This window comes from Desulfofundulus sp. JL263-se, from assembly GCF_056316025.1.
In genome coordinates this window covers 352,045-375,845 of sequence record NZ_CM149993.1, presented here as the reverse complement: position 1 = coordinate 375,845, position 23,801 = coordinate 352,045, and the positions used below count along the sequence as shown (strand labels likewise).

The following is a 23,801-nucleotide window of genomic DNA, read 5'->3' as shown; positions in this document are numbered from 1 at the left end:
ATCCAAAGGAGATGTCTTGATTGGAAAAAGCGGCAAATAATTTGGTGCGGCAGCCGTTTGCAATTACCAAAGAGCATAGACAGAAATTGAATAAGCATAAAAGTTTTGTCCTTTGGTTCACGGGCTTACCGGCCTCCGGCAAATCCACCCTCTCCAACGCCCTGGAATGCAAACTTTACGAAAGGGGCATCCGCACATACTTACTTGACGGTGACAATGTCCGCCGGGGACTGTGCAAGGACCTTGGTTTTTCCGAAAAAGACCGCCGGGAAAACACCCGGCGGATTGCCGAGGTGGCTAAACTCTTTGTAGATGCCGGCATCGTGGTGATAGCGGCACTTATTTCACCATACAGAACAGATAGAAAGATGGCCAGGCGGCTGTTTAAGCCCGGGGAATTTATTGAAGTATACGTAAAATGCCCCCTGCATGAATGCGAGCGCAGGGACCCCAAGGGCCTTTATCGCAAGGCCCGAAGCAGTAAAGTCAGTAACTTTACCGGTATAACCGCACCTTACGAAGAGCCCCTGGAACCGGAAATTGTGGTGGAAACCCATAAAATTGATGTTGAACAGGCCGTTAACGAGATAATGAGTTATCTGAATCAATGGAACAAATTATAGAGGGAAATACCCGTGGTATTACGAGTTCAATTTATAAAAGGAGCAGCCGGAACACTTATCCTCAAAGTGGTATCAACCGGACTTGTTTTCGCTACAAGCCTTGTTCTCGCTCACCTTTTAGGGGCAAAAGGATACGGTGTTTATGCCTACGCCATTTCCTGGGTTTATATACTAAGCATTCCGGCAGTAATGGGCCTTGACGTCCTCCTTACTCGCGAAGTTGCACGCTATCGCGCTCAATCGAATTGGGGATGCTTACACGGCCTCCTGCGCTGGTCAAACCGATTAGTTCTCCTTGTTTCCGTGGGGCTGACGTTACTGGGAGCGCTTATTACCTGGGGTTTTAAAGGTTACTTAGAACCGCAGGTGGGTATGGCTCTCCGGACCGCCTTAATTATTTTACCTTTTCTTGCACTGATACGTCTCAGACAGGGAGGCATACAGGGATTTGGTTATGTGGTTCAAGCTCAACTCCCTCAATTTCTGATTCTTCCCACCTTGTTCCTTGTTTTAGCAGGAATCGTATATTTTACTTTCGATGGCCTTACTGCCTCCGCGGCTGTTGGAATACAGGCTTTTGCGGCCGGAATTGCCTGCCTTATCGGAACGGTACTGCTAAAAAAGCATATTTCTAAATCCATAAAAAAAGCTTCTCCCAATTACCATACTCGTATCTGGCTTTGGAATGCCCTCCCTTTGCTTTTTGTTGGTATGATGGGAATTATTAACGAGCAAATATCCGTGGTTATGATGGGAAGCATGCTGGGGCCGGAGGCCGCTGGCATTTACGATATCGCAAGAAGAGGAGCAGCTTTGGTTACATTCGTTTTAATGGCCGTCAACACGCCTTTGGCGCCTATTGTCGCCGGTCTTTATGCCCGGAGGGAGATGAAGCGCCTGCAGCGAGTGGTTACGAAAAGTGCCAGATTAGCTTTTCTTGGCTCTTTACCTGTTGCGGTTGGGCTGATAATTTTCGGGCGCTGGATTCTTTTACTTTTTGGCAAGGAATTTACCGGCGGAAGCGTGGCTCTTGCCATTCTGAGTTTAGGACAGCTGGTAAATGCCGGTATGGGATCAGTTGTACTGATACTAAATATGACCGGATATGAAAGGGATACAGCCAGAGGTACTGGAGTCGCCGCAGTGGTCAACATGATACTTAATGCTGTTCTGATACCCCGTTGGGGCGTTGAAGGAGCTGCACTGGCAAGTACCATTAGTTTAATAATTTGGAATACCTTGCTAGCGATATGGGTCCGTAAAAAAGTGGGTATCAATTCTACTGCTTTGAATATTGGTCAGCGAGGAGTTTGATATGAGCCATGAAAAGCTAAAAATTATCTTCATAGGAGGAGCCGCCCGCAGCGGAAGTACTTTGTTAGATCGTATTCTAGGCGAGGTGGATGGTTTCATTTCATTAGGGGAGTTAACCCTTATATGGCAGCAAGGATTTATGATGAACAGGCTCTGTGGATGCGGTAAGCCCTTCAGGTCTTGTAAATTTTGGAACGCAGTAATTGAAGAGGCGTTTGGCGGATTCAGCAGGGTAGATCCAGAAGAATTTTTAAAATTACAGCATTCTGTAGCTCGCAAACGATATATTCCTCAATTGGTTTTTCCAGTACTGCGGTCATCGAAATTTCAGTCGATGCTTAGTGAATATGCGGAGATTTTTAAACATCTTTATACAGCAGTCCAAAAAATCTCAGGCAGCAAAGTTCTTATAGATTCCTCCAAAGCGCCACCTCATGGTTTTATTTTAAAGGAAATTCAAGATATTGATTTGCACGTAGTACACCTAATTCGTGACAGCCGTGCCGTGGCCTATTCTCAGATGCGAAAAAAACGGGAGCCTGCAGTTTATTGGAAGGAAGCTTATATGAAGAAATCCGGTATTTTCAAAAGTGCCGTAGATTGGAACTTATCTAATAGCTTTATTCAAATTTTAGGTATTATTGTCTCACATTATACGATCGTTCGCTACGAAGACCTGACCAGTCACCCACGAGAAATGATACTGAAGCTTTTTAAACACTTAAAACTGGAATCACCAAACCTCAATTTTTTTATTGATAATCAGAGAGTTAACTTAGGTATTAACCATACAGCCTCAGGTAACCCTATACGCTTTAAAAGAGGAGAAATACAGGTGCGCTCCGATTTAGAATGGGAGCAAAAAATGCCCGTTCATAAGCGCACTGCTATAACTGCTCTAACATGGCCACTTCTACTTCACTACGGTTACTTCAGTAAAGGAAATGCACGTAGTTGCTAGAGCAAATAAGGGGAGACGGAAGTGAAAAGCAGAGATTATATTCTGGGAGCAGGCATGACAGGTCTCGCTGCAGGCATAGCATCAGGTCTGCCAATCTTTGAAGCAACCGAATTGCCCGGCGGGATCTGTTCTTCTTATTACATACATCCCGGGTCCAGTACGCGTTTATACACCACGCCGGACGATAATGAGGTCTATCGTTTCGAAATCGGCGGGGGACATTGGATTCATAGCGGGGATGCTTTAGTGCTTCGCTGTATTCGTTCTTTCACTCCGATAAAGTTTTATTTACGGAAATCAGCTGTCTACCTGCCAAATCAAGATCTTTTGGTTCCTTATCCAATTCAGTATAACTTAAGGTATCTTGGTCCAAAACTTGCTGCTCAAGTCCTGCAGGAAATAGTTAGGGGGGCAGAAGCCAGCCAACCTGTAATTACGATGGCGGACTGGCTGCAAAAGAATTTCGGCCCTACTTTATATGAACTTTTTTTTGACCCTTTTCACAAACTTTATACTGCAGGCCTGTGGAACAAGATTACCGCTCAAGACGATGGCAAATCCCCTATAGATATAAAACTGGCCATCCGGGGAGCTTTTAGCGAAGTCCCTGCTGCGGGATATAACGTCAACTTTGTCTATCCGGAGCAAGGGCTCAATAACCTGGCCCTGCAAATAAGTTCACGATGTGATGTCCGCTACGGGAAACGGGTCATAAACATCGACCCCAAAGAGAAAGTGCTCTATTTTGAAGACGGAAAAATGTTACCTTATCAGTCTATACTGTCTACGTTACCCCTTAATCGAATGATAGAAATAACAGGTATAGATGTGGGTGTGGAGGCTGATCCCTATGTTTCGGTACTTGTTATAAACATTGGAGCTATCAAGGGACACCGGACTCCAGAAGAGCACTGGGTATATATCCCACAGTCAAAAGCTGGTTTTCATAGAGTTGGTTTTTACAGCAACGTTGATACTTCATTTTTGCCGGCTTCTTCCCGGACGGATAAAAAGCGAGTAAGTATATATGTAGAAAAAGCATATCCGGGAGGGCAACAACCAAGTAACGATAACGTCCGAGATCTTTGTCACAAGGTTATTAAAGAACTCCAAGAATGGGAATGGATTAAAGAGGCCGAAGCGGTTGATCCGACTTGGATTGACATTGCCTACACCTGGTCCTGGCCTTACTCAAAGTGGGTAGAAAAGGCGTTAAAAGCTTTAGAGTTACATGATATATATCAAGTCGGCCGCTATGCCACATGGGCTTCCGGCTGGAAGTCTCAGGGTATAGCAGATTCCATACGGAAGGGGTTAATGGCGGGCGCCGCAATAAGAGCACCAAAATGAAGAAAGGATGGAAACTACAAAAAAATGATATATAAGAAGGATATAACTATTTTGATTAAGTCACTCAGCGGTGGAGGAACTGAGCGTGGGAGAATAAGACTGGCTGAAGAATTTGCAAAGCGGGGCCTCAATGTGGACCTGGTTTGTATTAATAACATGGGAACTTCACCCGCTCAGGTCCCGCCCGGGGTTCGACTCGTGGATCTTAAAGTCTCCAGAGCAGTAAAAAGTCTTTTGCCGCTGATAAGCTACTTGCGGCAAGAAAAACCAAGAGTATTAATTGCTGCCTTAAACCAATTAAATGTTATACCGGTTTGGGCTAAAATACTTTCACGGGTATCAACCCGCATAGTCTTAAGTATACATACTAATGTGGGGTTAGCCATTGCTAATTCCCCTTATTTGAGGGAACGGTTGATGCCCTACCTGGTTCGCCGCTTTTTCCCTTTGGCGAACGTTTTAATAGCAGTCTCACAGGGGAATGCTAAAGACCTCAGTGAGCTTATAAGATTTCCTCCTGAAAAGATTAAAGTGATACATGATCCTGTAATTACCCGGGAGCTCTTTGAGAAAGCAAGGGTCCCGGTGGAGCACCCCTGGTTTAATCCCGGAAGTCCCCCCGTTGTATTAGGGGTAGCGGGACGGCTTAATAAGGCGCAGGACTTCCCTACCCTGATACGGGCCTTTGCCCTGGTTCGGCAAAAACTCCCAGCGCGGCTGATGATCCTGGGTGAAGGAGATGAACACCCCAAGTTGGAGGCTCTAATACAAGAGCTGGGCCTGGAGGGCGAAGCAGAACTACCTGGTTTTGTAGACAATCCATATGCTTATATGAAACTCGCCGCGGTTTTTGCCCTTTCGTCCAGATGGCAGGCCCTGCCCAATGCCATGATTGAGGCAATGGCCCTGGGTACACCTGTGGTTTCAACAGACTGCCCCAGTGGCCCAAGAGAAATTTTAGAAGACGGGCGGCTCGGCAAACTTGTGCCCGTAGGGGATGCGGAAGCCCTTGCGCAGGCAATCATTCACACACTCTCTTCTGAGCCGGAACGTGAAAAGTTGAAGGCGAGAGCAGAAGCTTTTCGGCTTGAACGGATAGTTAACCAATACCTTGAGGTTATAGGTATAGATTGATTTGGAGGTTCAAGCAATGAATTGGATGTATTTTGTATTTCGTGCCGGACACGTGATAAGGAAACTAGGATTACACCCGGTAAATAGATTGGGGAAATGGATTTTGAAGCACTTTTGCCTGCCTGTCTTTCCTGACGAATCCTGGATAGAATTCGATGGCTTAAGGATAAATTATTCGCTGAAACATCATCTGTACCCTATCTCTCCATTATGCAACGGCGAATATGAGCCTTTTACAATGGAGTTATTCAAGAAATCGATCAGGCCTGGAATGATCGTTTTAGACATTGGGGCACATATAGGAATTTATACTCTTATAGCGGCGCGACAGGTGGGATCTTACGGAAAAGTTCAAGCATTTGAACCTGATCCTCGTAACTACCCGTACTTAATTCGCAACATAAAAACAAATGGTTTTCTTGACCGTGTCACTGTCGTACCCAAAGCAGTTTCTGCACAATCCGGACAAACATCCAGTTTTTTTTTGGCCAGGGATGCTGCCGAAAGCAGTTTATTCAGCTCTGAGCATCGCTTGAAAAACTGCCAAGAAACCACTGTGGAAATAATCGCCCTGGATGATTATCTCGAACCCACAATTGCCGTGGATGTAATTAAGATAGACATAGAAGGAGCGGAAATTTTGGCATTAAAAGGCATGCAAGAAACGATTCGCCGAGCAAACCCGAATATAGTAATTTTTTGTGAACTCAACTCGCATACCTTTCGTGATAGTAAGGGCGATCCCAATGACCTGGTTAAGTTACTGAAACAGTTGGGATTTAAAGTTACGCTCATCGATGAAAAGAATCGATGCCTTGTGGAAGTGGACTCTGACGTAAAAGAAAACCTGGATCAAATGGGGATAGATGTAGGTAATTTATATTGCACCCGCGCAATAATTGCTCAGAGTTAAGACGGAAGGTGGAATATATGCAATTCTCGTTAGTGCTGGCAACTATAGGCCGAACAGAAGAACCCAAGCAATTTCTTAAAAACCTTAACGCTCAAACATATCGCAATTTTGAGCTTATTGTGGTAGATCAAAACCCGGATGACCGCTTGGTAACCATTTTACAAGCCCATCGCGAGCATTTTCCGGTTTTCCACCTCCGTATTAACAAAAAAGGAGTATCTCGTGCACGCAATACAGGTCTGCAACATGCAAGTGGAGATATTGTAACCTTTCCAGACGATGACTGCTGGTATCCGGCAAACTTATTAGAGCGAGTAGCGGATTTTTTTAGCAAACATCCGGAGTGGGATGGTGTCACAGGACGTTCAATCGATGCTGATGGACGTCCTTCACTGGGGCGTTGGGATAAACATGAAGGGCAGATTAACAGGTTTAATGAGTTGACGAGAAGTGTTGAATTTTCCATATTTGTGCGTAAAACGGTTGCTGAACGCATTGGAGGATTCGATGAAAAGCTTGGTCCCGGGGCAGGTACCCCCTGGGGGGCGCATGAAGGCGATGATTTTATTTTACGCGCTCTTCAAGCCGGCTTTCGTTTTTATTACAAGCCGGAATTTTTAATTTATCACCCTCAACCTATTCAACAGTATAACGCCAAGGCTTTAGAGCGTGCCCGGAGATATGGGCAGGGAATGGGACGGGTATTACGAAAGCATAATTATCCCCCTTGGTTTATTACTTATTATTGGCTCCGCCCCCTGGGAGGCGTATTACTGGCCTTGGCCAAGGGGAATATCAATAGAGCCAGATATTATTGGGAAACTTTGAAAGGGCGAGTTTCCGGCTATTTAGCCTGAGACTATTTGTCCGGAATCGAGGGGGCATCCCACCAGGTGGGGGAGCTATAAATGAGAAAATTATTGCCGCAACCTGGAAATATATTTTATTTATTGACATCTCCTTATACCCTTGTGATCTGGATTTATTTTCCTATTTTCTTAATCTATTTGATTATACCACCGGCCTTGTTTAAAACCTGGTACAGCGAACCAAAGATGCTGTCCGATCCCTGGCAAACAACCTATTTTTGTAGTATTTTGCTCCTTTTCTGTATAGGGGGGTGGATAGGTTCCCATCTATTGCCCAGGGCAAAATCACAGCAGATAGCCGGTACGGTTTTTGTTCCAAGATGGTATATTCGTATTGGAATGACAGTTTCTATAATCGCTCATTTGATATGGTTTGGATTAGGGATACAACGGGCAGGAGGGATAGCAAACCTTCTTTCTATTTATCTTGTTAACCCGTGGTATGTAAAAAGGGTTATTTTAGAAACCGTTCCAGGAATTACTACCCTGACTCAGGTAGCGGTAACAGCTATTCCCCTCGCGATTTGCTGCAGCCGGCCGGCACGAGCCGATCGTATACTCATCGGAATTATTTTATTTTTGGCTACCTTACGCGTTTTTCTGTTCTCTGAAAGACTGGCTCTTTTAGAACTGGTAATTCCTTTAACTTTTCTTATTCTTAGCTCAAAGAGAATTAAATGGACCAGAGCGCTCAGCTATATCTTGATTTTTACTGTTTTAGTAACCAGCTTTTTCGTTCTTAATGAATTACGCCGATCTTTCTTGTATAAGGAATGGGCTTCCATAGGGGACTTAATTAAAGTGGGGGTAATTAGATTTCTAGGGTATTATATGACAAGTATAAACAATGCTTTTTTCTTTGCTGACAATTTCGCTTTTGCTACTCCATTGTATTATACCTTTCAGTGCATCTGGCGCTTTCCGGGTCTACGAGATATGTATACAAATTTAACGGGTTTTGACCCAATTCATGCTCCACAGGTTTTATTCCAGTATGGAATGAATCCAGAATTTAATACAGCGACTGCAATCGGAAATTGGATAATTGATTTTGGATTGCCCGGAGCATTTATTGTAGCCCTGTTCTTCGGTTTTTTCTCTGGTATACTTTATCGCTTGGCCTCTCAAAATAAATTTGCCACGGCCTTATATTCAGTATGGTTTATTGGCTTGTTAGAGTTTATGCGAATTGATTATTTCACAAGCACTCGCCTTTTCCCGGCATACTTATTCTTTATTGGAGCCTTGTTACTCGTTTAACTAAAACGAACCGGACCCAGGCTGGAAAATGGATAAATTAGGTGTTTTAAGATGAGAAAATACCGGTTCAGCAGCAGGCAAAAAAATAAAGAAAGAATTATAAGATTGGTGGATAATATAGGTTTTATATTTGCGAAAGAAGCTGAAATTAATTTTAAAAAGATACATTCGGTTTGCGTAATACAACTGGCGCATATAGGCGACTTTATCCTAACGCTGCCGTTTCTTCACGTTCTTTCGAAACATACGGGCTGGAAAATAAACGTGGCTGTTAATTCAGTTAATTCTTTAATTGCAAAATCATGTTCATTTATAGATGAAGTTTATGTTGCAGACGCGCCATTTTTTGATAGGACGGGAAAAACAAATTATATAAAGTTTATTAAATCATTATGCAAGATAGACAGCGATTTGGGCTTCGACCTCAGGGGGGACTTCCGTAATATATTCTTCTTCAAGTTTTTTTCAAAGTTGACCTGTTTCGTTGGCTTTGACGCCGGCGGAGGAGGGTTTTTGTTAGATTATCGCCTTCCATATCCCTTTGGAAAACATATAACAGAAACCGGTGCTGCATTTTTAAAATTTTGCGGCTTAAATAAAGATATTATGGATGAATGGGAGCCTGATTTAATCCCTGCAAAAAAGAATGACTTTATGTATGAGCCACCCTACCTGGCAGTGCACGTCGGCACGGGAGCGCCGGCAAGAAAGTGGCCTGTAAAGTACTTCCATGAGCTTGTTAAAAAAATATCCAAAGAAATTCCGGTGGTAGTAATGGGCACGGAAAAAGATTTTGATGAAACGGGCCCCGCTGGCTTTGAAAGCTTACCCCGGGTAAAGGTAACAGCCGGAAAAGCCAATTTATTGGATGCAATAGAAATTGTCAAGAATGCCACGTTATTTTTGGGCCTGGAGTCGGCTTTCGCCCACGTGGCCGGCCTGGTTGGAACAAGGGGAATTGTGTTATGGAGCGGTGCCACGGAAATAAGCCAGTGGGGCCCGCTGCAAATTAAGCCGGACCAAATTAAATTACTCAGAAATAAAGTACATTGTTCTCCTCCCGGCGGCTGCGGCCGCTTAACTTGTAAAAACAACTTGTGCATGCTTAATTTCAGCGTTGACCGGGTTTACGACGAGATTTTAAAATTTTTGCCTTAAAAAATACAGGCAGTGAAAGACATCCTTCAAAGGTTGTCTTTTTTCAGACTGGAGGGCCAACAATGGTGGCGCTAAAATGCATTACCGAGCATTTACTGGTTATTCAAAGGGTAAAGGAAAACTTGGTCCCTGAAATTGAACATTTGGGGGAAATATGCAAAGAAGCTTTAAGTAAAGGAAGAAAAATTTTTTTTATGGGCAACGGCGGCAGCGCGGCCGACAGCCAGCACCTGGCCGCGGAGCTGGTGGGAAGGTTTAAAAAGGAGCGGCGCGGGCTGCCGGCGGTAGCTTTGACCACCGATACGTCCATACTCACGGCAGTGGGGAATGACTACGGCTTTGAGGAAATTTTTTTCCGCCAGGTACAGGCGCTGGTAAGTAAAGATGACGTGGTGGTGGGTATATCCACCTCCGGGAACAGCCCCAACGTTGTCAAGGCAGTGGAATGGGCCCGGAAAAAAGGCGCCGTTACGGTGGGCTTAACCGGCAGGACCGGGGGCAGGCTCAATGAAGTATGTCACCTTTGCATAAAAGTACCCTCCGATGACACGGCCCGCATCCAGGAGGCGCATATATTAATCGGACACATTTTATGCCAGTTAATTGAATTTGGGGGAAATTTTCCAAGCTAAGCGTGGCTTAACAAAGATAATTTTTCCGTGGGAAAATTCCCCCAAAATTTGGGGGAAATTTTCCAAGCTAAGTTCTATTTATTAAAAGAATAATTTTTCCGTGGAAAAATTCCCCCAAAAGAGGTGGCGGATGTTGTTTAAGGAGCCTGAAAAAGTACTGGCACTATTGCGCGCAGATTCTATTAATAAAAAGATTCTCGTACTTGGCGACGTAATGCTGGACAGGTACTATTTCGGCGAAGTAAGGCGCATATCACCGGAGGCCCCCGTGCCCGTGGTAAGGGTGCAGGCGCTAAAAGATTCTTTGGGCGGTGCCGCCAACGTGGCCCATAACCTGGCCTGCCTGGGTTATGCTGCAGCCCTGGGAGGTATATGCGGCAGCGATGAAAACGGAAAAAGGTTGTGCCGGCTCCTGGCGGCAAAGGGTATCGATTACAGCGGTGTGGTAACGGACAGCCGGCCCACCATTACCAAGTTAAGAATAATCGGGGCCCACCAGCAAATGCTGCGCCTGGACTTTGAAAAAGCAGGCCCGGTAAATAATCATACTTTGAAATATTTGAAATTGTGGACACTGGATCAGCTGAACAGCGGCGCCGAGGGGGTAATAATATCCGATTATGCCAAGGGCGTTTGTATACCCGGCCTTTGTTCCTTTGTAGTTTCAGAGTGCAGGCAAAGGGATATCCCGGTGGTGATTGACCCCAAAGGGCTGGAGTGGGATAAATATTCCGGGGCTACATTCATTACTCCCAATTTGCAGGAATTAAGCGAAGCGCTGTCTGCCGGGGTAGCCAATGAAGATGCCGCAGTGGAAAAGTACGGGCGCGAAGCAAGGCAAAAGTTCGGCGTGGATAACCTTTTGGTTACCCGCTCGGAAAAGGGCATGAGTTTAATTAATTCTATACACACTGTACATATTCCCGCCCGGGCCAGGGAAGTATTTGATGTAACCGGCGCCGGGGACACTGTTACGGCGGTGCTGGCCGCTGCCCTGGCCGGCGGGCTGGGCCCCGTGGATGCAGCGCAATTAGCCAACGCCGCTGCCGGGCTTGTGGTCGGCAAAGTGGGCACTTATGCTGTAAGCAGGAACGAGCTTTGGACAGCAGTTCACCAAATAATGAACGGCAGCGGGCCGGAAAGAAAACTTTGCAGCACGGAAGATGCCGTAAAAATGGCTGAGAAGTGGCGGAAGCAAGGGCAAAAACTGGTTTTCACAAACGGGTGCTTTGACATCCTGCACGCCGGCCACGTTGTCTGCCTGGAAAAAGCGCGCCGGCTCGGTGACCGCCTTATCGTGGGCCTGAACACCGACGCCTCCGTGCGCAGGATAAAGGGCCCGCCCCGCCCGATAGTGCCTGAAAGAGACCGGGCGAAGCTCCTGGCGGCGCTGGAATTCGTAGACCTGGTAGTATTGTTTAACGAAGATACACCACTGGAACTTATCCGCGCCATAAAGCCCCACATTCTGGTAAAGGGCGGCGATTACAGGGAAAATGACGTTGTGGGGAGAGAATATGCCGGTGTGGTGAAAATCATCCCCTGTGAAAAAGGGTACTCTACCAGCGAACTTATCAAAAGAGTAATTGAAAAACATAAAACGGCAGATAAAGGTGGCTCAAAACATTGATGACTTTAAGGCCTGCTGTCTTTCTCGACCGCGACGGCGTGCTTAACGTGGACTCCGGCTACGTGCACCGCGCCGAAGACTTTGTTTGGATGCCCGGAGCAAAAGAAGCGATAAAATTTCTCAATGATTCGGGCTATCTCGTTTTTGTGGTAACCAACCAGAGCGGCGTTGCCCGGGGATATTATACCGAAAAGCAGGTAAATGATTTGCACCGCTGGATAAATGCGGAACTTTCCTGCCGCGGGGCAAGAATCGATGCCTTTTACTACTGCCCGCACCACCCCCGGGAAGGAACCGGCATATATAAAAAGATATGCACGTGCCGTAAGCCTGCACCGGGCCTTTTACTCAAGGCGAGCAGGGAATGGCTCGCTGACAAAAGGAAAAGTTTTTTAATTGGTGATAAGGAAAGTGACCTCCAGGCGGCAGCGGGGGCGGGAATAAAGGGCTATCTTTTCAGCGGCGGGAATCTTTTGGCCTTTGTAAAAAACATATTGCAAATTAACGGTGATTAACAGTGCAGGAACGTGCAAATAGTTTTTTAAAATTTGCGGACAAGTATGCGGGTATTCCACTGGTATTTACTTTGGGTATATTAAAAAAGAAACGAAAATTTGACAAAGAACTGCTGGAAAAACATCAAAAGAGTTTTTTGCTTTTGAAAACTGCCGGCATAGGTGATACCATAGTTCTTTCCGCCGCGGCAAGGGAGATAAAGCGCGCCTGGCCCGGCAGTCATTTAACGCTATTATGCTCCAAGAACAATTACGAAATAGCCGGTTATCTTAATTGTTTTGACAAAATTTATATATTTGATATATTAAAATTAATTAACTCATTAATAAAAGTAATCTCCCTGGGACCTTTTGATTTTCTGCTTGACTTTGCCCCCTGGGCAAGGATTAACAGCATCATTTCTTATTTTGCCCGGGCGAAATTTAAAGTGGGCTTTAAGCGCAAGGGTATGCACAGGCATTATGTTTACGATCTTTTTGTTGAGCATGAAGATAAAGGGCATGAAATCGAAAATTACAGGAAGATTTTACGGGCCATATGTATACAACCGGCGGGTTTACTGCCCGAAATAAATGTTGATAGCGCAGCCGGCGGCATACTTTTTGAAAATGCCGTTGTTTTTCATCCCTACCCCGGGGGTGCAAAAAACACTTTAAAAGAATGGCCGGCCAGTAACTGGGTAAAGTTGGGGAGAGAACTTATAAAAAGAAATTATAATGTAATTATAACCGGCGGAAAAAAAGATGCGGCAAGAGCAGCCGCACTGGAAGAGCAAATTAACGGCGGCCTAAAAACAAAAATGTGTACGTCCCTGGCGGGAAAGCTTACCCTGATGGAAGTGGCTGAGTTAATTAAAGAAAGTCGTGTTTTGGTTTCCGTTAATACAGGAACCATGCACCTCGGTGCGGCAGTGGGCGCAAACATTGTTGCCCTGCACGGCCCCACTTCACCCGGGCGCTGGGGGCCATTGAGTAATAAGGCTGTTGCGTTAATACCAAAGGTACCCTGTCACCCCTGCCTCAGCCTGGGTTTTGAATACGGGTGCAAAGGCGGGGGGTGCATGGAAACCATAAGCGTGGAAGAAGTATTGGCAGCAGCAGAACAATTTTTATTTTAAAAAAGAAGGACTTATTTTGGAAAATTTCCCCCAAAATTGGAGGGTTTTTAATTGAAAATCCTGGTTTGCGGCGGGGCCGGGTATATAGGCAGCCATACTGTCAGGCAGTTAACAAAGGCCGGCTACGAGGTAATAGTACTGGACAACCTTATCAAGGGGCACCTGCCGGCAATTGGAAAAACTCCCTTTACACAGGCCGACATTACCGATAAGCCGGCCCTGGAAAGGGTATTCCGCGAAAACAAAATAGATGCGGTAATGCACTTTGCCGCCCACAGCCTGGTGGGAGAGTCCATGGCCCGGCCTGATATTTATTACCGCAACAATGTTGCCGGCACCCTGAACTTGCTGGAAGTAATGTCAAATACCGGGGTGAAGTATTTTATTTTCTCTTCCACCGCCGCTGTTTACGGCGAGCCGGTGAAAGTGCCCATCCCGGAAGAACACCCAACTATTCCCACCAATCCCTACGGGTCCACCAAGCTGGCGGTGGAGGAAATGCTGCGCTGGTTTGGGCAGGCTTACGGCTTGAAATACATTTCCCTGCGCTACTTCAATGCCGCCGGGGCGGATCCCGCGGGTGATATTGGTGAAGACCACAGTCCGGAAACCCATTTGATTCCCCTGGTTTTAAAAGCTGCTTTGGGGCTGGTGCCGGAAATTAAAATTTTCGGCACTGATTATCCCACCCCTGACGGTACCTGTATCCGTGACTATATCCATGTAACCGATCTGGCCGATGCCCACGTGCTGGCCCTGGAAAAGCTGGCCGGCGGCAGTGATTCCGCCGTATATAACCTGGGCAACGGCAGCGGCTTCTCGGTTCGGGAGGTTATTAAGACAGCTGAAGAGGTGGTGGGCAAGCCCATTCCGGTGGTAGAGGGAGAGCGGCGGCCCGGGGACCCGGCCGTTCTGGTGGCCTCAGCGGAAAAAGCCAGGCGGGAACTGGGCTGGCGGCCCAAGTACAGCGATTTGAAAACTATCATCTACACAGCCTGGAAGTGGCAAAAAAAACACCCCGGTGGTTTCCGCTGTGATACACGAGGCGAAATACCGCCCGGTATATTGTTCTGACAGCCCTGAATACTTTTATTTCTAAAGAAGCGGCCGGATTCTACCCGGCCGCTTCTTTTTCAAAGATTTGTTAGCTTAACATTTGTTTGCCAGGTATTTGCCAATATATTGACAAAATAACTCTAAATCCCCTAATCTCGTGTGCAAAATTTCATAGAGTTCCCGTACAGTTACTTTATTATAATCGTGTATCAAACGATTCCGATACCCCGCCATACCGATAATTTGATCGGAAAAATCCGCCGGCAAGATTTGTTGTTCCTTTAACATAACAATAACAGATCGATAGTCCTGGGGAATGCCTGCACCCGATTTGACCACTATATGTCGCCCTATGTCAAACAAAGATTCCAAAGCTTTACGCAACCTGTTTTCAGCAATATCCTGGGCGTCTTCACTGTTTTGAAATTCTTCCAGGGACATTTGCGCTAGTTTTCTTAGTCTAATGACGGAAGCACGAATTATGTCCAGCCTTTCAGCTATCAATTGGTGATTAAACAAACAGGTTTCCCTCCATTAATTCTTCGTAAAATTCCCGCCGGGCGGCTTCCAGATGGTATTTAAAATCGAGGTATTTCTTTGTTACGTTATCTTCAAACTCAGTACGCAAATAATCGTCCGCACTGTAAATAACTTTCCCGTTACTGATTACTTCAAAGCATATTGGTACTTTTAGAGAATGCAAAAATAACAAGTCAACTTCCAACGGTGCAAATACCTCAGACAGTTTGGGATAAAGGTTGATAAAATATTGAACAATACTTGCGGGTATTTTCTTTAAAAGCACCGCCAAGTCAACGTCTTCAGGTTGTGTTACCTTTGTATTTAGATAGGAACCAAACAAATAAACAGCAATAACTTCAGGATATTGTTTGAAAATATTAGTTAATCTCTCATGGTCAAATTGTCTCTTTAAATCTTTCACAATAACCCCACCAGATAAAAATACTTTCAAAAATAATTATATACTAAATTTAACTACAAAGTTAAAATTTTCGCCAGGCAAATCCCGGCGTTTACAATAAAAGCCTGCCGTAGAAAGGTTTTAACCACCTTTCCCGGCAGGCTTTTTTTTTAAACTTGCCTGCTAAGAACAAGTTTTCAAATCTTAAAAATTTTTTCCCTGCCAAATTTCACGTCCTTTGTGGCATTTCTGGTATCCACCACCACCCGGGCGTTTGCCACTATAAATTCATAATCCACTGCAGAATGGTCAGTCAGAATGACCACACAATCGGCCTTTGTTATTTCACCGGCACTTAACGTAATACTACGTAAAAGTTTCTTTGGATAGGTTAAATTTATTTCAGGCACATAGGGATCATAATAGCTGACGTTTGCCTTTTCCTCCAATAATCCTGAAATTACCCTCAATGCCGGTGACTCCCTTATATCCTCAACGTCTTTTTTATAAGCCACACCGATAATTAAAATCCTTGAGCCGTTGAGGCACTTTTTGTAAATATTTAATACCTTTTGAATCTTGTTAATCACATAATTTGATGCCTGAATATTCATTTGGCCGGCCAATTCAACAAAATTTATATGAAAACCGTATTTCCTGGCCCTGTAGGCCAGGTAAAAGGGGTCAACGGGTATACAGTGCCCGCCGAAACCCGGTCCGGGGTAAAATATTTCGATCCCGAAGGGTTTCGTGCCGGCTGCATCAATAACTTCCCAAATATCTATATTCATTTTGTCACAAAGTAACATTAACTCGTTTACAAATCCTATATTTACGGCCCGGTAAGTATTTTCGAACAACTTGGTCATTTCCGCTACTGCCGGAGATGATACGGGCACAACTTTACAAACGGTCTGCTCGTAAAACAGGCGCGCGAGCTCGCAACAATCCCTGGTCACTCCGCCGACAATTTTCGGGGTATTTCCGGTGTTATATATTTTATTGCCCGGATCAACCCTTTCAGGTGAATAGGCCAGGAAAAAATCTTTTCCAACCTTCAGGCCCGATTTTTGCAGCGCCGGAAGGACAATTTCTTCCGTCGTACCCGGATAGGTAGTACTTTCCAAGATCACCAATTGTTCCCTTTGCAAGCGGACCGCTATTTCGCTTAACGCTGAATCAATATAACTCAAATCCGGTTCCCGCACTGCGGTAAGGGGTGTGGGAACACATACAACAATAACATCTACCGTTACCAATTCTTCGAAACTTGTGGTAGCCTTAAATTTGCCGCTGTCAATCACGGGACCCAATTGCTCATCGCTTATATCCCTTAAGTAAGACCTGCCCCCGTTAAGCATCTTTACTTTATCTGCATTTATGTCAATGCCCAAAACTTTGAAGCCGGCCTTGCACTTTGCCAGAGCCAGGGGTAATCCAACGTAACCCAACCCGATAATTCCTACCCCGGCCTTTTTATTTTTTATTTTTTCTTTCAAGGCCTCCAAAGTTTTATTTCTTTGCTTCCCGGCAATGCCGTTCATTTAATTCCCCTCCCCTTTCCCGGGGACGTGCATCACGGCCCCATACCATAGTCCAAAGCAAACCCCTGGCTTCCCGCTCATCTATTTCCCCGCATAAAGTTTCCCTGGCATTAATCAACTTGTCAATATCAAAAACCTCTTGTTTGCTGGTGACCTCATATATGCGCGGGTGCGCGGTTTCCCTGACTTCCTCCCCGCCTGCAGCCCAAAGTTCTTCAACTAACTTTTCCCCGGGACGAATACCGGTAAACTTTATTGGTATTTCTTGTTCCGGTATATACCCGGAAAGGGCTATCAACTCCCGGGCCAGGTCAACAATCTTAACCGGTTTGCCCATATCCAGAAAAAATACCTCGCCACCCCGGGCCAGGGCCCCGGCCTGAATGACCAGCTGCACCGCTTCCTGTACAGTCATAAAATACCTGACCATAGCAGGGTGAGTCACTGTTACCGGCCCGCCCCTGGCTATCTGTTTTTTGAAGAGGGGAACAACACTTCCCCTGCTTCCCAGGACGTTTCCGAAGCGAACCGCCGCCAGCCTGGTGGAATATTTTTGGTTCAAACTCTGGATTATTTGTTCGGCCACCTTTTTGGTGGCCCCCATGACACTGGTGGGATTTACAGCCTTGTCGGTGGAAATTAAAATAAATATTTCTGAATTACATTTACAGGCCGCCAGGGCCACATTAAGGGTCCCCAATACGTTATTTTTAAAAGCCTCATCAGGTTCATTTTCCATAAAAGAAACGTGCTTGTGGGCGGCAGCATGAAAAACCACTTGCGGCCGGTAAAGTGCAAATACTTTCTCAATTTTGTACCTGTCCTTAACATCAACAATCCTCGCCTCGGTTTTCACCGGGGGAAAATCATATTCCAGGTGCTGCTTTATTTCAAAAATGCTGTTTTCGCCACGACCGAGCAAAATAAGTAATTTAGGATTAAAGCCGGCAATTTGCCTGCACAGTTCGGAGCCAATGGAACCGCCCGCCCCGGTAACCAGCACCACCTTATTTTCCAGGTATCCTGCTATTTGCTTCAAGTTTACCCGGACCGGCTCCCTGCCCAAAAGGTCCTCCACATCGATATCCCGCAGGCGCTCCCTGCCCCTGGAAGCGCCGATGTAATCCAGCACGCTGGGAATAATTTTAAGGCGGGCGGGAGTTTGTTTGCTGATATCAACTATTTCTTTTATTACCGAAGCCGGCGCTGAGGGCATGGTGATGATGATTTCCTTTACCTTCTTCCGGTGTACCACTTCCGGGATATCCTTTCGGGTTCCCAGTACGGTAAGCCCGCACAATTTCATTCCCAACTTCTGCTTATCATCGTCAATAAAACCCACCGGGCAAAGGTTGCTCTTATTTTCCTGGAGGGCGCGGGCCACCAGGGCCCCCGCCCCGCCGGCCCCCACCAGCAATACCCGCTTGCTGCCGCCTATATCATTCCTCTCACGAATAACTCTTAAGAAAAACCTGGAGCCGGCTATCATCATTACCGCCAGTATCCAGGTTAAAACTACACCGTTCCACGAAAGTACCCGGTAGAACAAAACCCCACATAACAGTGCGGATATAGTGACGGCTTTTAAAATAACTTTTAATTCCGGTATGCCCACGGAAACATTATCTTTTAACAAGTGGAACTTGGCTTGCTTATAAAGACCGAACAAATAAAAACAGGCAATGGAAATACCGCTGTAAAAGGCTGTATACCTGGTATACATATCCCAAAAAGCAGCGGGAATATTTGTCCCGGAAAGTAAAATTAAAGCCGATAAAATCGAGCAATTAAGCAAACAGAAATCTAAAAGCCCTAAAAGAATACGCTTACAAAAATGCTTCAATTCTCCTCTAAACCCCATTTCTGCCATAAATTATTAGAGCTTCAATATATTATTCAGGCAAGGGGAAATTGGTTACCAGTGCACCCGGTATGCATTCCCACCAAGAGTAGCCCCCCGGGATACACCCTGGGGGGCAAAATGTTAATAATCAATCACTTACCCTCCGCAGCCGGCATATTATGACGTTATAAAAAGAAAGGCCTGATGGAAATGAAGGTGGCCATACACCAGCCCAACTTTATGCCCTGGGCGGGATATTTTTATAAGCTGCTCCGGTCGGATATATTTATTTTTTTTGATACAGTACAGTTCCCCAGGGGAAAAAGCTACTGCAGCAGGGTAAGGATTAAAACCCCCGCAGGTGTAAGGTGGCTGACTGTTCCAGTAACGGGAAAAGGAAAGCTGCTTCCCATTAAAGACGTGCAAATAGCCGGAAGCAGCTGGATTAAAAAACACCTGGGCACCTTGGTGACTTCCTACGGTAAGGCACCTTTCTTTGCCGGTATATTTGCGGGCATAGAAGACATTTATAGGAATGCAGGTCCTTATATTGCCGATTTCAATATCAGATTAATAACCTACCTGGCCGCCATCCTGGGAGCAAAAACCAAATTTATCAGGGCCTCTGAACTGGCCCTTGATAAGGAAGAGACCGGGGACTATATTATTACCCTGGTCAAATCCCTGGGCGGTACGGTTTATCTTACCGGGCAGGGAGAAGGAACAAAGCGTTACATGGATGAACAAAAATTCGTTCAGGCAGGCATCAAAGTAGAAACGGTTAAATATGTTGATTCCCCCTATACACAGCAGTGGGGGGATTTTGTACCCGGCCTGTCGGTGGTGGATATGTTATTTAATACGGGGCAGCAGGCCCGCAGCGTGCTTCTTGCCGGAGGTAGGTAATAATGAAAAGGGAAATACCCCTGTCACTGCCGGACATAGGTGAGCGGGAAAGGGAAGCGGTGCTGGCCGTGCTTAAAAGTCACCGGCTCAGCATGGGGCCCGCCGTGGTAGATTTTGAAAGGAAAATGGCGGAATATACCGGGGTAAAATATGCCGTGGCCGTGAACAGCGGCACTTCAGGTCTTCACCTGGTGGTACGGAGCCTGAAACTAGGCCCGGGTGATGAAGTAATTACCACACCCTTCAGCTTTGTGGCTTCGGCCAACTGCCTGCTTTTCGAAGGGGTACGCCCGGTTTTTGTGGACATCGAACCCCGGACATTAAATATTGACTGCCGGCTGATAGAACAAAAAATTAATTCTAAAACCCGGTGCATTCTGCCGGTACATGTTTTCGGGCACCCGGCGGATATGGGTACCATACTGTCAATTGCGTCACAATACGGCCTGTCCGTTATCGAGGACGCCTGCGAGGCCCTGGGCGCGAGGTATAACGGCATACCGGTGGGCAGCCAAAGTGATGCGGCGGTGTTCGCCTTCTATCCCAATAAACAAATTACCACCGGCGAGGGCGGGGTTATCCTTACCAACCGTAAAGATATAGCCGGTCTTTGCCGCAGCATGCGCAACCAGGGCCGGGGCGAAGGAGCCGGCTGGCACGAGCACTGCCGCCTGGGCTATAACTACCGGATGGACGAAATGAGCGCAGCCCTGGGCTGCGCCCAGCTGGCCAGGCTGCCGGAAATACTGGGCAAGCGGGAAAAAGTGGCCCAAAGATACACGGAAAAACTGCAGAAAATTGACGGTATTACCCTACCTTATGTGGCCCCCAACATTCAGATGAGCTGGTTTGTCTACGTTATCCGGCTGGACCCGGGAATTGACCGGGGTTTTGTAATGAAGGAACTTACCGATAGGGGAATAAGCTGCCGCGACTATTTTAAGCCCATACACCTGCAGCCCTTTTACCGCAGGGAATTCGGGTATAAGCCCGGGGACTTCCCGGTTGCGGAGGCAGTGGCAGCCACCACCCTGGCCCTGCCCTTTCACAACAATTTGTCCGATGAGGAAATTGATTACGTTGTAGATGCCCTGAAGGAAATTTTGGGGAAATTCCAGGTCAATAACAATTCCCCCGGATAACATCCGGGGGATTATATTAACTCCTTAAGGGCAGTTTAACGGGCCTTCCCGTATCAGACGATTTATATATGGCCAGCAACAATTCCAAGCTTTTCCTTGCCTCTTCCCCGCTTACCCTGGGTTTTTTCCCTTTATTTATAGCTTCAACCACATCAGTTATTACATCCATATGAGTTCCGCTACCGTTAGGGGGCAAAGCACTTATTTCCGAATTATCCTTAAATTCCCACTTAACCACTTCATTTACATTTGAACCACCCAAAACAACCGTCCCTTTTTCCCCAAAAACACTCAGGGTGTCTCCCAGATTTTTAGGGAAAACAGTGCTGGCTGCCTCAACCATCCCCAAAGCCCCGCTGGCAAACCTGATAACCGCCGTACCTATTTCTTCCCCGTCCATGGAGTTAAAATAGGTTCCGGTATAAGCAAACACTTCTTCTGCCGGGCCCATAATCCATTGAAGCAGATCTATATTATGAATGGCCTGGTTGGCCAGTACCCCGCCCCCCGCATTCCTTGACTTGCGCCAGGGCTTTTTATTGTAATAATCGGCACTTCTGTTACGCCGTATGGTTGCGCTGGCATGGGTCAGCCTCCCAAAGTGTCCTTCCTTAACTGCACGGTAAAGTTTTTCAACCGGTTTGTTAAATCTATTCTGGTGAACCACCCCCAGGGTTACACCGGTTGCCCCGGCTGCCGCAATCTCCAGGTCAATCTCCCTTAAACTCAAAGCAGCCGGTTTTTCCACCAGTACGTGCTTTTCAGCCAAAGCCGCCATTACAACCTGGGAACAATGCAGCGCGCTGGGAGTGCAAATATCAACCACATCCACCTCAGGATTGGATAATAACCGGCAATATTCCAAATAACCCTTTACCGGATTTTTCTTTAGAAACCGTTCCAGGGCTTCTTCATCCTTGTCACAGGCAGCAACCAGTTCACAGCCGGGAACTTGACTAATGGCCTGCACATGCTTTTTCGAAACATCACCGCAGCCAACTATGGCAAAACCCAGGGGAGACAAAAATTATTCACTCCCGTTCTCGCATAGCATAATTTACCAAACGTTCATGTTTTAACACATCTTATGGTATTCCCGCAGCATCTAATCCGTTACAAAATTTGGGGGAATTTTTTCACTGTAATCTTGGGAAAATTCCCCCAAACAGGCGGGTGTTAGCCTGACGTGCTCTATCCCTTAATTTTACCCCAAAATAGGTGTAACATTTTCCACCAAAATATCATAACATTTTCCAAAAGAGCATTTAAATGTAAATCTGAAAAAATTTGGGGGAACTTTTCCACGAAACATTATCTTTAACAAGGAGGACTTATCTTGGAAAATTTCCCCCAAAAAAAAAAGGGGAGATAAGAATGGCAGAACAAAAAGAAGAAAAAGAACAACTGGTAGGCTTATGTTCGCAGCCGTGCTCCTGCGTGCCGCACGAAAACCTCTGCTGCTGCCCTCCTCTAAACGGGATTACCGTTATCCAGCCGGCGTGCCAGGTTTTACCAAATGGAAATGTGGTTCCCAACCCGTGCTTCTGCGAACTTACCAGTAAATCCTACTGGACATATAAGTTTTTAACAGACTGCGCAAAAGATACCAGGGCAATTAGCAGCATCGCCATTCTCGTATGTGAAACTATTCAACCAGATATTATGATTGTAGAAGAGCAAATAGATGGCTGCGGCAGCTTTATCCCTGTTCCTTTTACACTTGCCAAAACCGATCCCAATTTCGGTACGGCACCCGAAGGATTTCAATTTTTAAAGGTGGAAACAAACGACAGGTTTGATGCAGGAACCAGTGTTATATACCGCGTAGAAATTAGGGGCAACTTCCCGGTGGCAGCACAGCCGATCAAAGTAAAAGCAGGTTCTGAGGTTCTCACATTTGAGTGCGAGCCGGAGTGTTATATAGTCCCTGCCTGCCCGGCTGTCGGAAAACTAGCACTGTTTAAAGATTGTACTGAAACAATTAGCGATAATCAGGTAACTTTGCAATATAGTATCGATGTTACCAACATTGGCAATGCTACGCTCGAAAATGTAACTTACAGTGAAAGGATAATCTACGACGGCACCAATTTAACCATAGGTTCCATTACAGTTGACCCGCCAACTCTTACAGTGGATACCTCAACCCCGGGTATAATTTTAATCTCGGGCAATATCGGGCCAATCACTCCCGGCAGTACCGTGCATATAACTTACCAGATACCGATTACTTCAATTGCCGCCCCCAATACTTATCTAATTACCAGTAATACCTCTGCGATAGCTCCCGAATCTGAAGCCTCAAGTACGTGCGTCCTAAACGTGGACGCTGTACAATTAAGTACCTGTAAATGTTGTACTGTCACAGATATCAATAAAGGAACGTTTAGAATAACAATCACCAATGTAGGCGCCTCTCCGGAAACCAGAGTAGGCATCGTTGATCAAATCAACATCCCCCCGGGTGTTATCATGCAGTTCCAGGACTTTGACGGCTGCACGGCAACATTCCCCGACGGTTCGCCCGTACCTTTAAACACAAATATTACAGACAGCATAATAAATGTACAATGTCCCTCTTTGACCGTACCATTGGGCGGCAGTGCCCAAAAGAACATTAAATTTACGGTGGTATCTACAGCCATTCAGCAGCCGGTAGCAGTTACCAATACATTACGGGAAGTAAACTTCCTCAACACCGACACGCAAGTATTCCTGGGAGCTGCACCTGTTCCGACATCCGCAGAAATAAATGTAACGGGATCCATACAATGTCAAAAACCGTGTTCTGTCTAAGTAATTTCTTACCGCTCTTGTTAGATAATGCCCACCCCGCAGGTGGGCATTTTGATCTTTTAATTATACAGTCACACAACTGGCTTAAAGTGGAATACCATGTACTAAATCCACT

The 23,801-nt window shown here is 46.0% G+C and carries 22 protein-coding genes; 17 read left to right on the top strand and 5 right to left on the bottom strand.

Annotated elements, in window-relative coordinates:
• Positions 1-20: 20 nt before the first annotated feature.
• The 14 genes from cysC (at position 21) to galE (ending at position 14,551) form a co-directional block, all read left to right on the top strand.
• The gene (gene cysC / locus ACX4JR_RS01890) at positions 21-623 is read left to right on the top strand and encodes an adenylyl-sulfate kinase (protein ID WP_476059367.1); all 603 of its coding nucleotides are present in this window, start codon (positions 21-23) and stop codon (positions 621-623) included.
• A gap of 12 nt (positions 624-635) precedes the next feature.
• A complete protein-coding gene (locus ACX4JR_RS01885; RefSeq protein WP_476059366.1) occupies positions 636-1,937 on the top strand; it encodes a flippase in 1,302 nt (433 codons plus the stop codon).
• A gap of 1 nt (position 1,938) precedes the next feature.
• Complete coding sequence (locus tag ACX4JR_RS01880; RefSeq protein ID WP_476059365.1) at positions 1,939-2,898, top strand: sulfotransferase; 960 nt, start codon at positions 1,939-1,941, stop codon at positions 2,896-2,898.
• A gap of 21 nt (positions 2,899-2,919) precedes the next feature.
• Positions 2,920-4,248 (top strand): hypothetical protein, encoded by a 1,329-nt coding sequence (locus tag ACX4JR_RS01875; protein WP_476059364.1) that lies wholly within the window; start codon positions 2,920-2,922, stop codon positions 4,246-4,248.
• A 24-nt stretch (positions 4,249-4,272) separates the two neighbouring features.
• A complete protein-coding gene (locus ACX4JR_RS01870) occupies positions 4,273-5,382 on the top strand; it encodes a glycosyltransferase (RefSeq protein ID WP_476059363.1) in 1,110 nt (369 codons plus the stop codon).
• 16 nt (positions 5,383-5,398) lie between these two features.
• The gene (locus tag ACX4JR_RS01865; protein WP_476059362.1) at positions 5,399-6,295 is read left to right on the top strand and encodes an FkbM family methyltransferase; all 897 of its coding nucleotides are present in this window, start codon (positions 5,399-5,401) and stop codon (positions 6,293-6,295) included.
• A gap of 17 nt (positions 6,296-6,312) precedes the next feature.
• The gene (locus ACX4JR_RS01860; RefSeq protein ID WP_476059361.1) at positions 6,313-7,152 is read left to right on the top strand and encodes a glycosyltransferase family 2 protein; all 840 of its coding nucleotides are present in this window, start codon (positions 6,313-6,315) and stop codon (positions 7,150-7,152) included.
• Positions 7,153-7,203: 51 nt separating this feature from the next.
• On the top strand, positions 7,204-8,424 hold the full coding sequence (locus tag ACX4JR_RS01855) for an O-antigen polymerase (protein WP_476059360.1): 1,221 nt from the start codon (positions 7,204-7,206) through the stop codon (positions 8,422-8,424).
• A gap of 51 nt (positions 8,425-8,475) precedes the next feature.
• Positions 8,476-9,582 (top strand): glycosyltransferase family 9 protein, encoded by a 1,107-nt coding sequence (locus ACX4JR_RS01850; RefSeq protein WP_476059359.1) that lies wholly within the window; start codon positions 8,476-8,478, stop codon positions 9,580-9,582.
• A gap of 62 nt (positions 9,583-9,644) precedes the next feature.
• Positions 9,645-10,214: a D-sedoheptulose-7-phosphate isomerase gene (locus ACX4JR_RS01845; RefSeq protein ID WP_476059358.1), complete on the top strand. Its 570-nt coding sequence runs from the start codon at positions 9,645-9,647 to the stop codon at positions 10,212-10,214.
• A gap of 130 nt (positions 10,215-10,344) precedes the next feature.
• Positions 10,345-11,844: a bifunctional D-glycero-beta-D-manno-heptose-7-phosphate kinase/D-glycero-beta-D-manno-heptose 1-phosphate adenylyltransferase HldE gene (gene hldE, locus ACX4JR_RS01840; RefSeq protein ID WP_476059357.1), complete on the top strand. Its 1,500-nt coding sequence runs from the start codon at positions 10,345-10,347 to the stop codon at positions 11,842-11,844.
• The gene (gene gmhB, locus ACX4JR_RS01835) at positions 11,844-12,359 is read left to right on the top strand and encodes a D-glycero-beta-D-manno-heptose 1,7-bisphosphate 7-phosphatase (RefSeq protein ID WP_476060450.1); all 516 of its coding nucleotides are present in this window, start codon (positions 11,844-11,846) and stop codon (positions 12,357-12,359) included. The genes hldE and gmhB overlap by 1 nt, the downstream gene beginning before the upstream one ends.
• A gap of 2 nt (positions 12,360-12,361) precedes the next feature.
• Positions 12,362-13,477: a glycosyltransferase family 9 protein gene (locus tag ACX4JR_RS01830; RefSeq protein WP_476059356.1), complete on the top strand. Its 1,116-nt coding sequence runs from the start codon at positions 12,362-12,364 to the stop codon at positions 13,475-13,477.
• Between the two features lie 51 nt (positions 13,478-13,528).
• Complete coding sequence (gene galE / locus ACX4JR_RS01825) at positions 13,529-14,551, top strand: UDP-glucose 4-epimerase GalE (RefSeq protein WP_476059355.1); 1,023 nt, start codon at positions 13,529-13,531, stop codon at positions 14,549-14,551.
• Between the two features lie 75 nt (positions 14,552-14,626).
• Here the strand turns inward: galE and hepT are convergent, their stop codons facing one another.
• The 4 genes from hepT to ACX4JR_RS01805 form a co-directional block, all read right to left on the bottom strand.
• The gene (gene hepT, locus ACX4JR_RS01820; protein WP_476059354.1) at positions 14,627-15,052 is read right to left on the bottom strand and encodes a type VII toxin-antitoxin system HepT family RNase toxin; all 426 of its coding nucleotides are present in this window, start codon (positions 15,050-15,052) and stop codon (positions 14,627-14,629) included.
• The gene (mntA, locus tag ACX4JR_RS01815) at positions 15,045-15,476 is read right to left on the bottom strand and encodes a type VII toxin-antitoxin system MntA family adenylyltransferase antitoxin (RefSeq protein ID WP_476059353.1); all 432 of its coding nucleotides are present in this window, start codon (positions 15,474-15,476) and stop codon (positions 15,045-15,047) included. The genes hepT and mntA overlap by 8 nt, the downstream gene beginning before the upstream one ends.
• Before the next feature lie 176 nt (positions 15,477-15,652).
• Complete coding sequence (locus tag ACX4JR_RS01810; protein WP_476059352.1) at positions 15,653-16,999, bottom strand: nucleotide sugar dehydrogenase; 1,347 nt, start codon at positions 16,997-16,999, stop codon at positions 15,653-15,655.
• A complete protein-coding gene (locus ACX4JR_RS01805) occupies positions 16,968-18,860 on the bottom strand; it encodes a polysaccharide biosynthesis protein (protein WP_476059351.1) in 1,893 nt (630 codons plus the stop codon). Before ACX4JR_RS01805 ends, ACX4JR_RS01810 begins: the two co-directional genes overlap by 32 nt.
• A gap of 186 nt (positions 18,861-19,046) precedes the next feature.
• Between ACX4JR_RS01805 and ACX4JR_RS01800 the strand changes: the two genes are divergently transcribed.
• Both ACX4JR_RS01800 and ACX4JR_RS01795 read left to right on the top strand, forming a co-directional pair.
• Positions 19,047-19,748 carry a WbqC family protein gene (locus ACX4JR_RS01800; protein ID WP_476059350.1) on the top strand — a complete coding sequence of 234 codons (702 nt, stop codon included), beginning with the start codon at positions 19,047-19,049 and terminating at the stop codon, positions 19,746-19,748.
• Between the two features lie 2 nt (positions 19,749-19,750).
• On the top strand, positions 19,751-20,890 hold the full coding sequence (locus ACX4JR_RS01795; protein WP_476059349.1) for a DegT/DnrJ/EryC1/StrS family aminotransferase: 1,140 nt from the start codon (positions 19,751-19,753) through the stop codon (positions 20,888-20,890).
• A gap of 16 nt (positions 20,891-20,906) precedes the next feature.
• On the opposite strand, the gene ACX4JR_RS01790 is transcribed toward ACX4JR_RS01795, so the two are convergent.
• Positions 20,907-21,914, bottom strand: a complete 1,008-nt coding sequence (locus tag ACX4JR_RS01790) for a Gfo/Idh/MocA family protein (RefSeq protein WP_476059348.1) — start codon at positions 21,912-21,914, stop codon at positions 20,907-20,909.
• A gap of 350 nt (positions 21,915-22,264) precedes the next feature.
• Between ACX4JR_RS01790 and ACX4JR_RS01785 the strand changes: the two genes are divergently transcribed.
• Positions 22,265-23,686 (top strand): hypothetical protein, encoded by a 1,422-nt coding sequence (locus ACX4JR_RS01785; RefSeq protein ID WP_476059347.1) that lies wholly within the window; start codon positions 22,265-22,267, stop codon positions 23,684-23,686.
• The last annotated feature ends 115 nt before the right edge of the window (positions 23,687-23,801 follow it).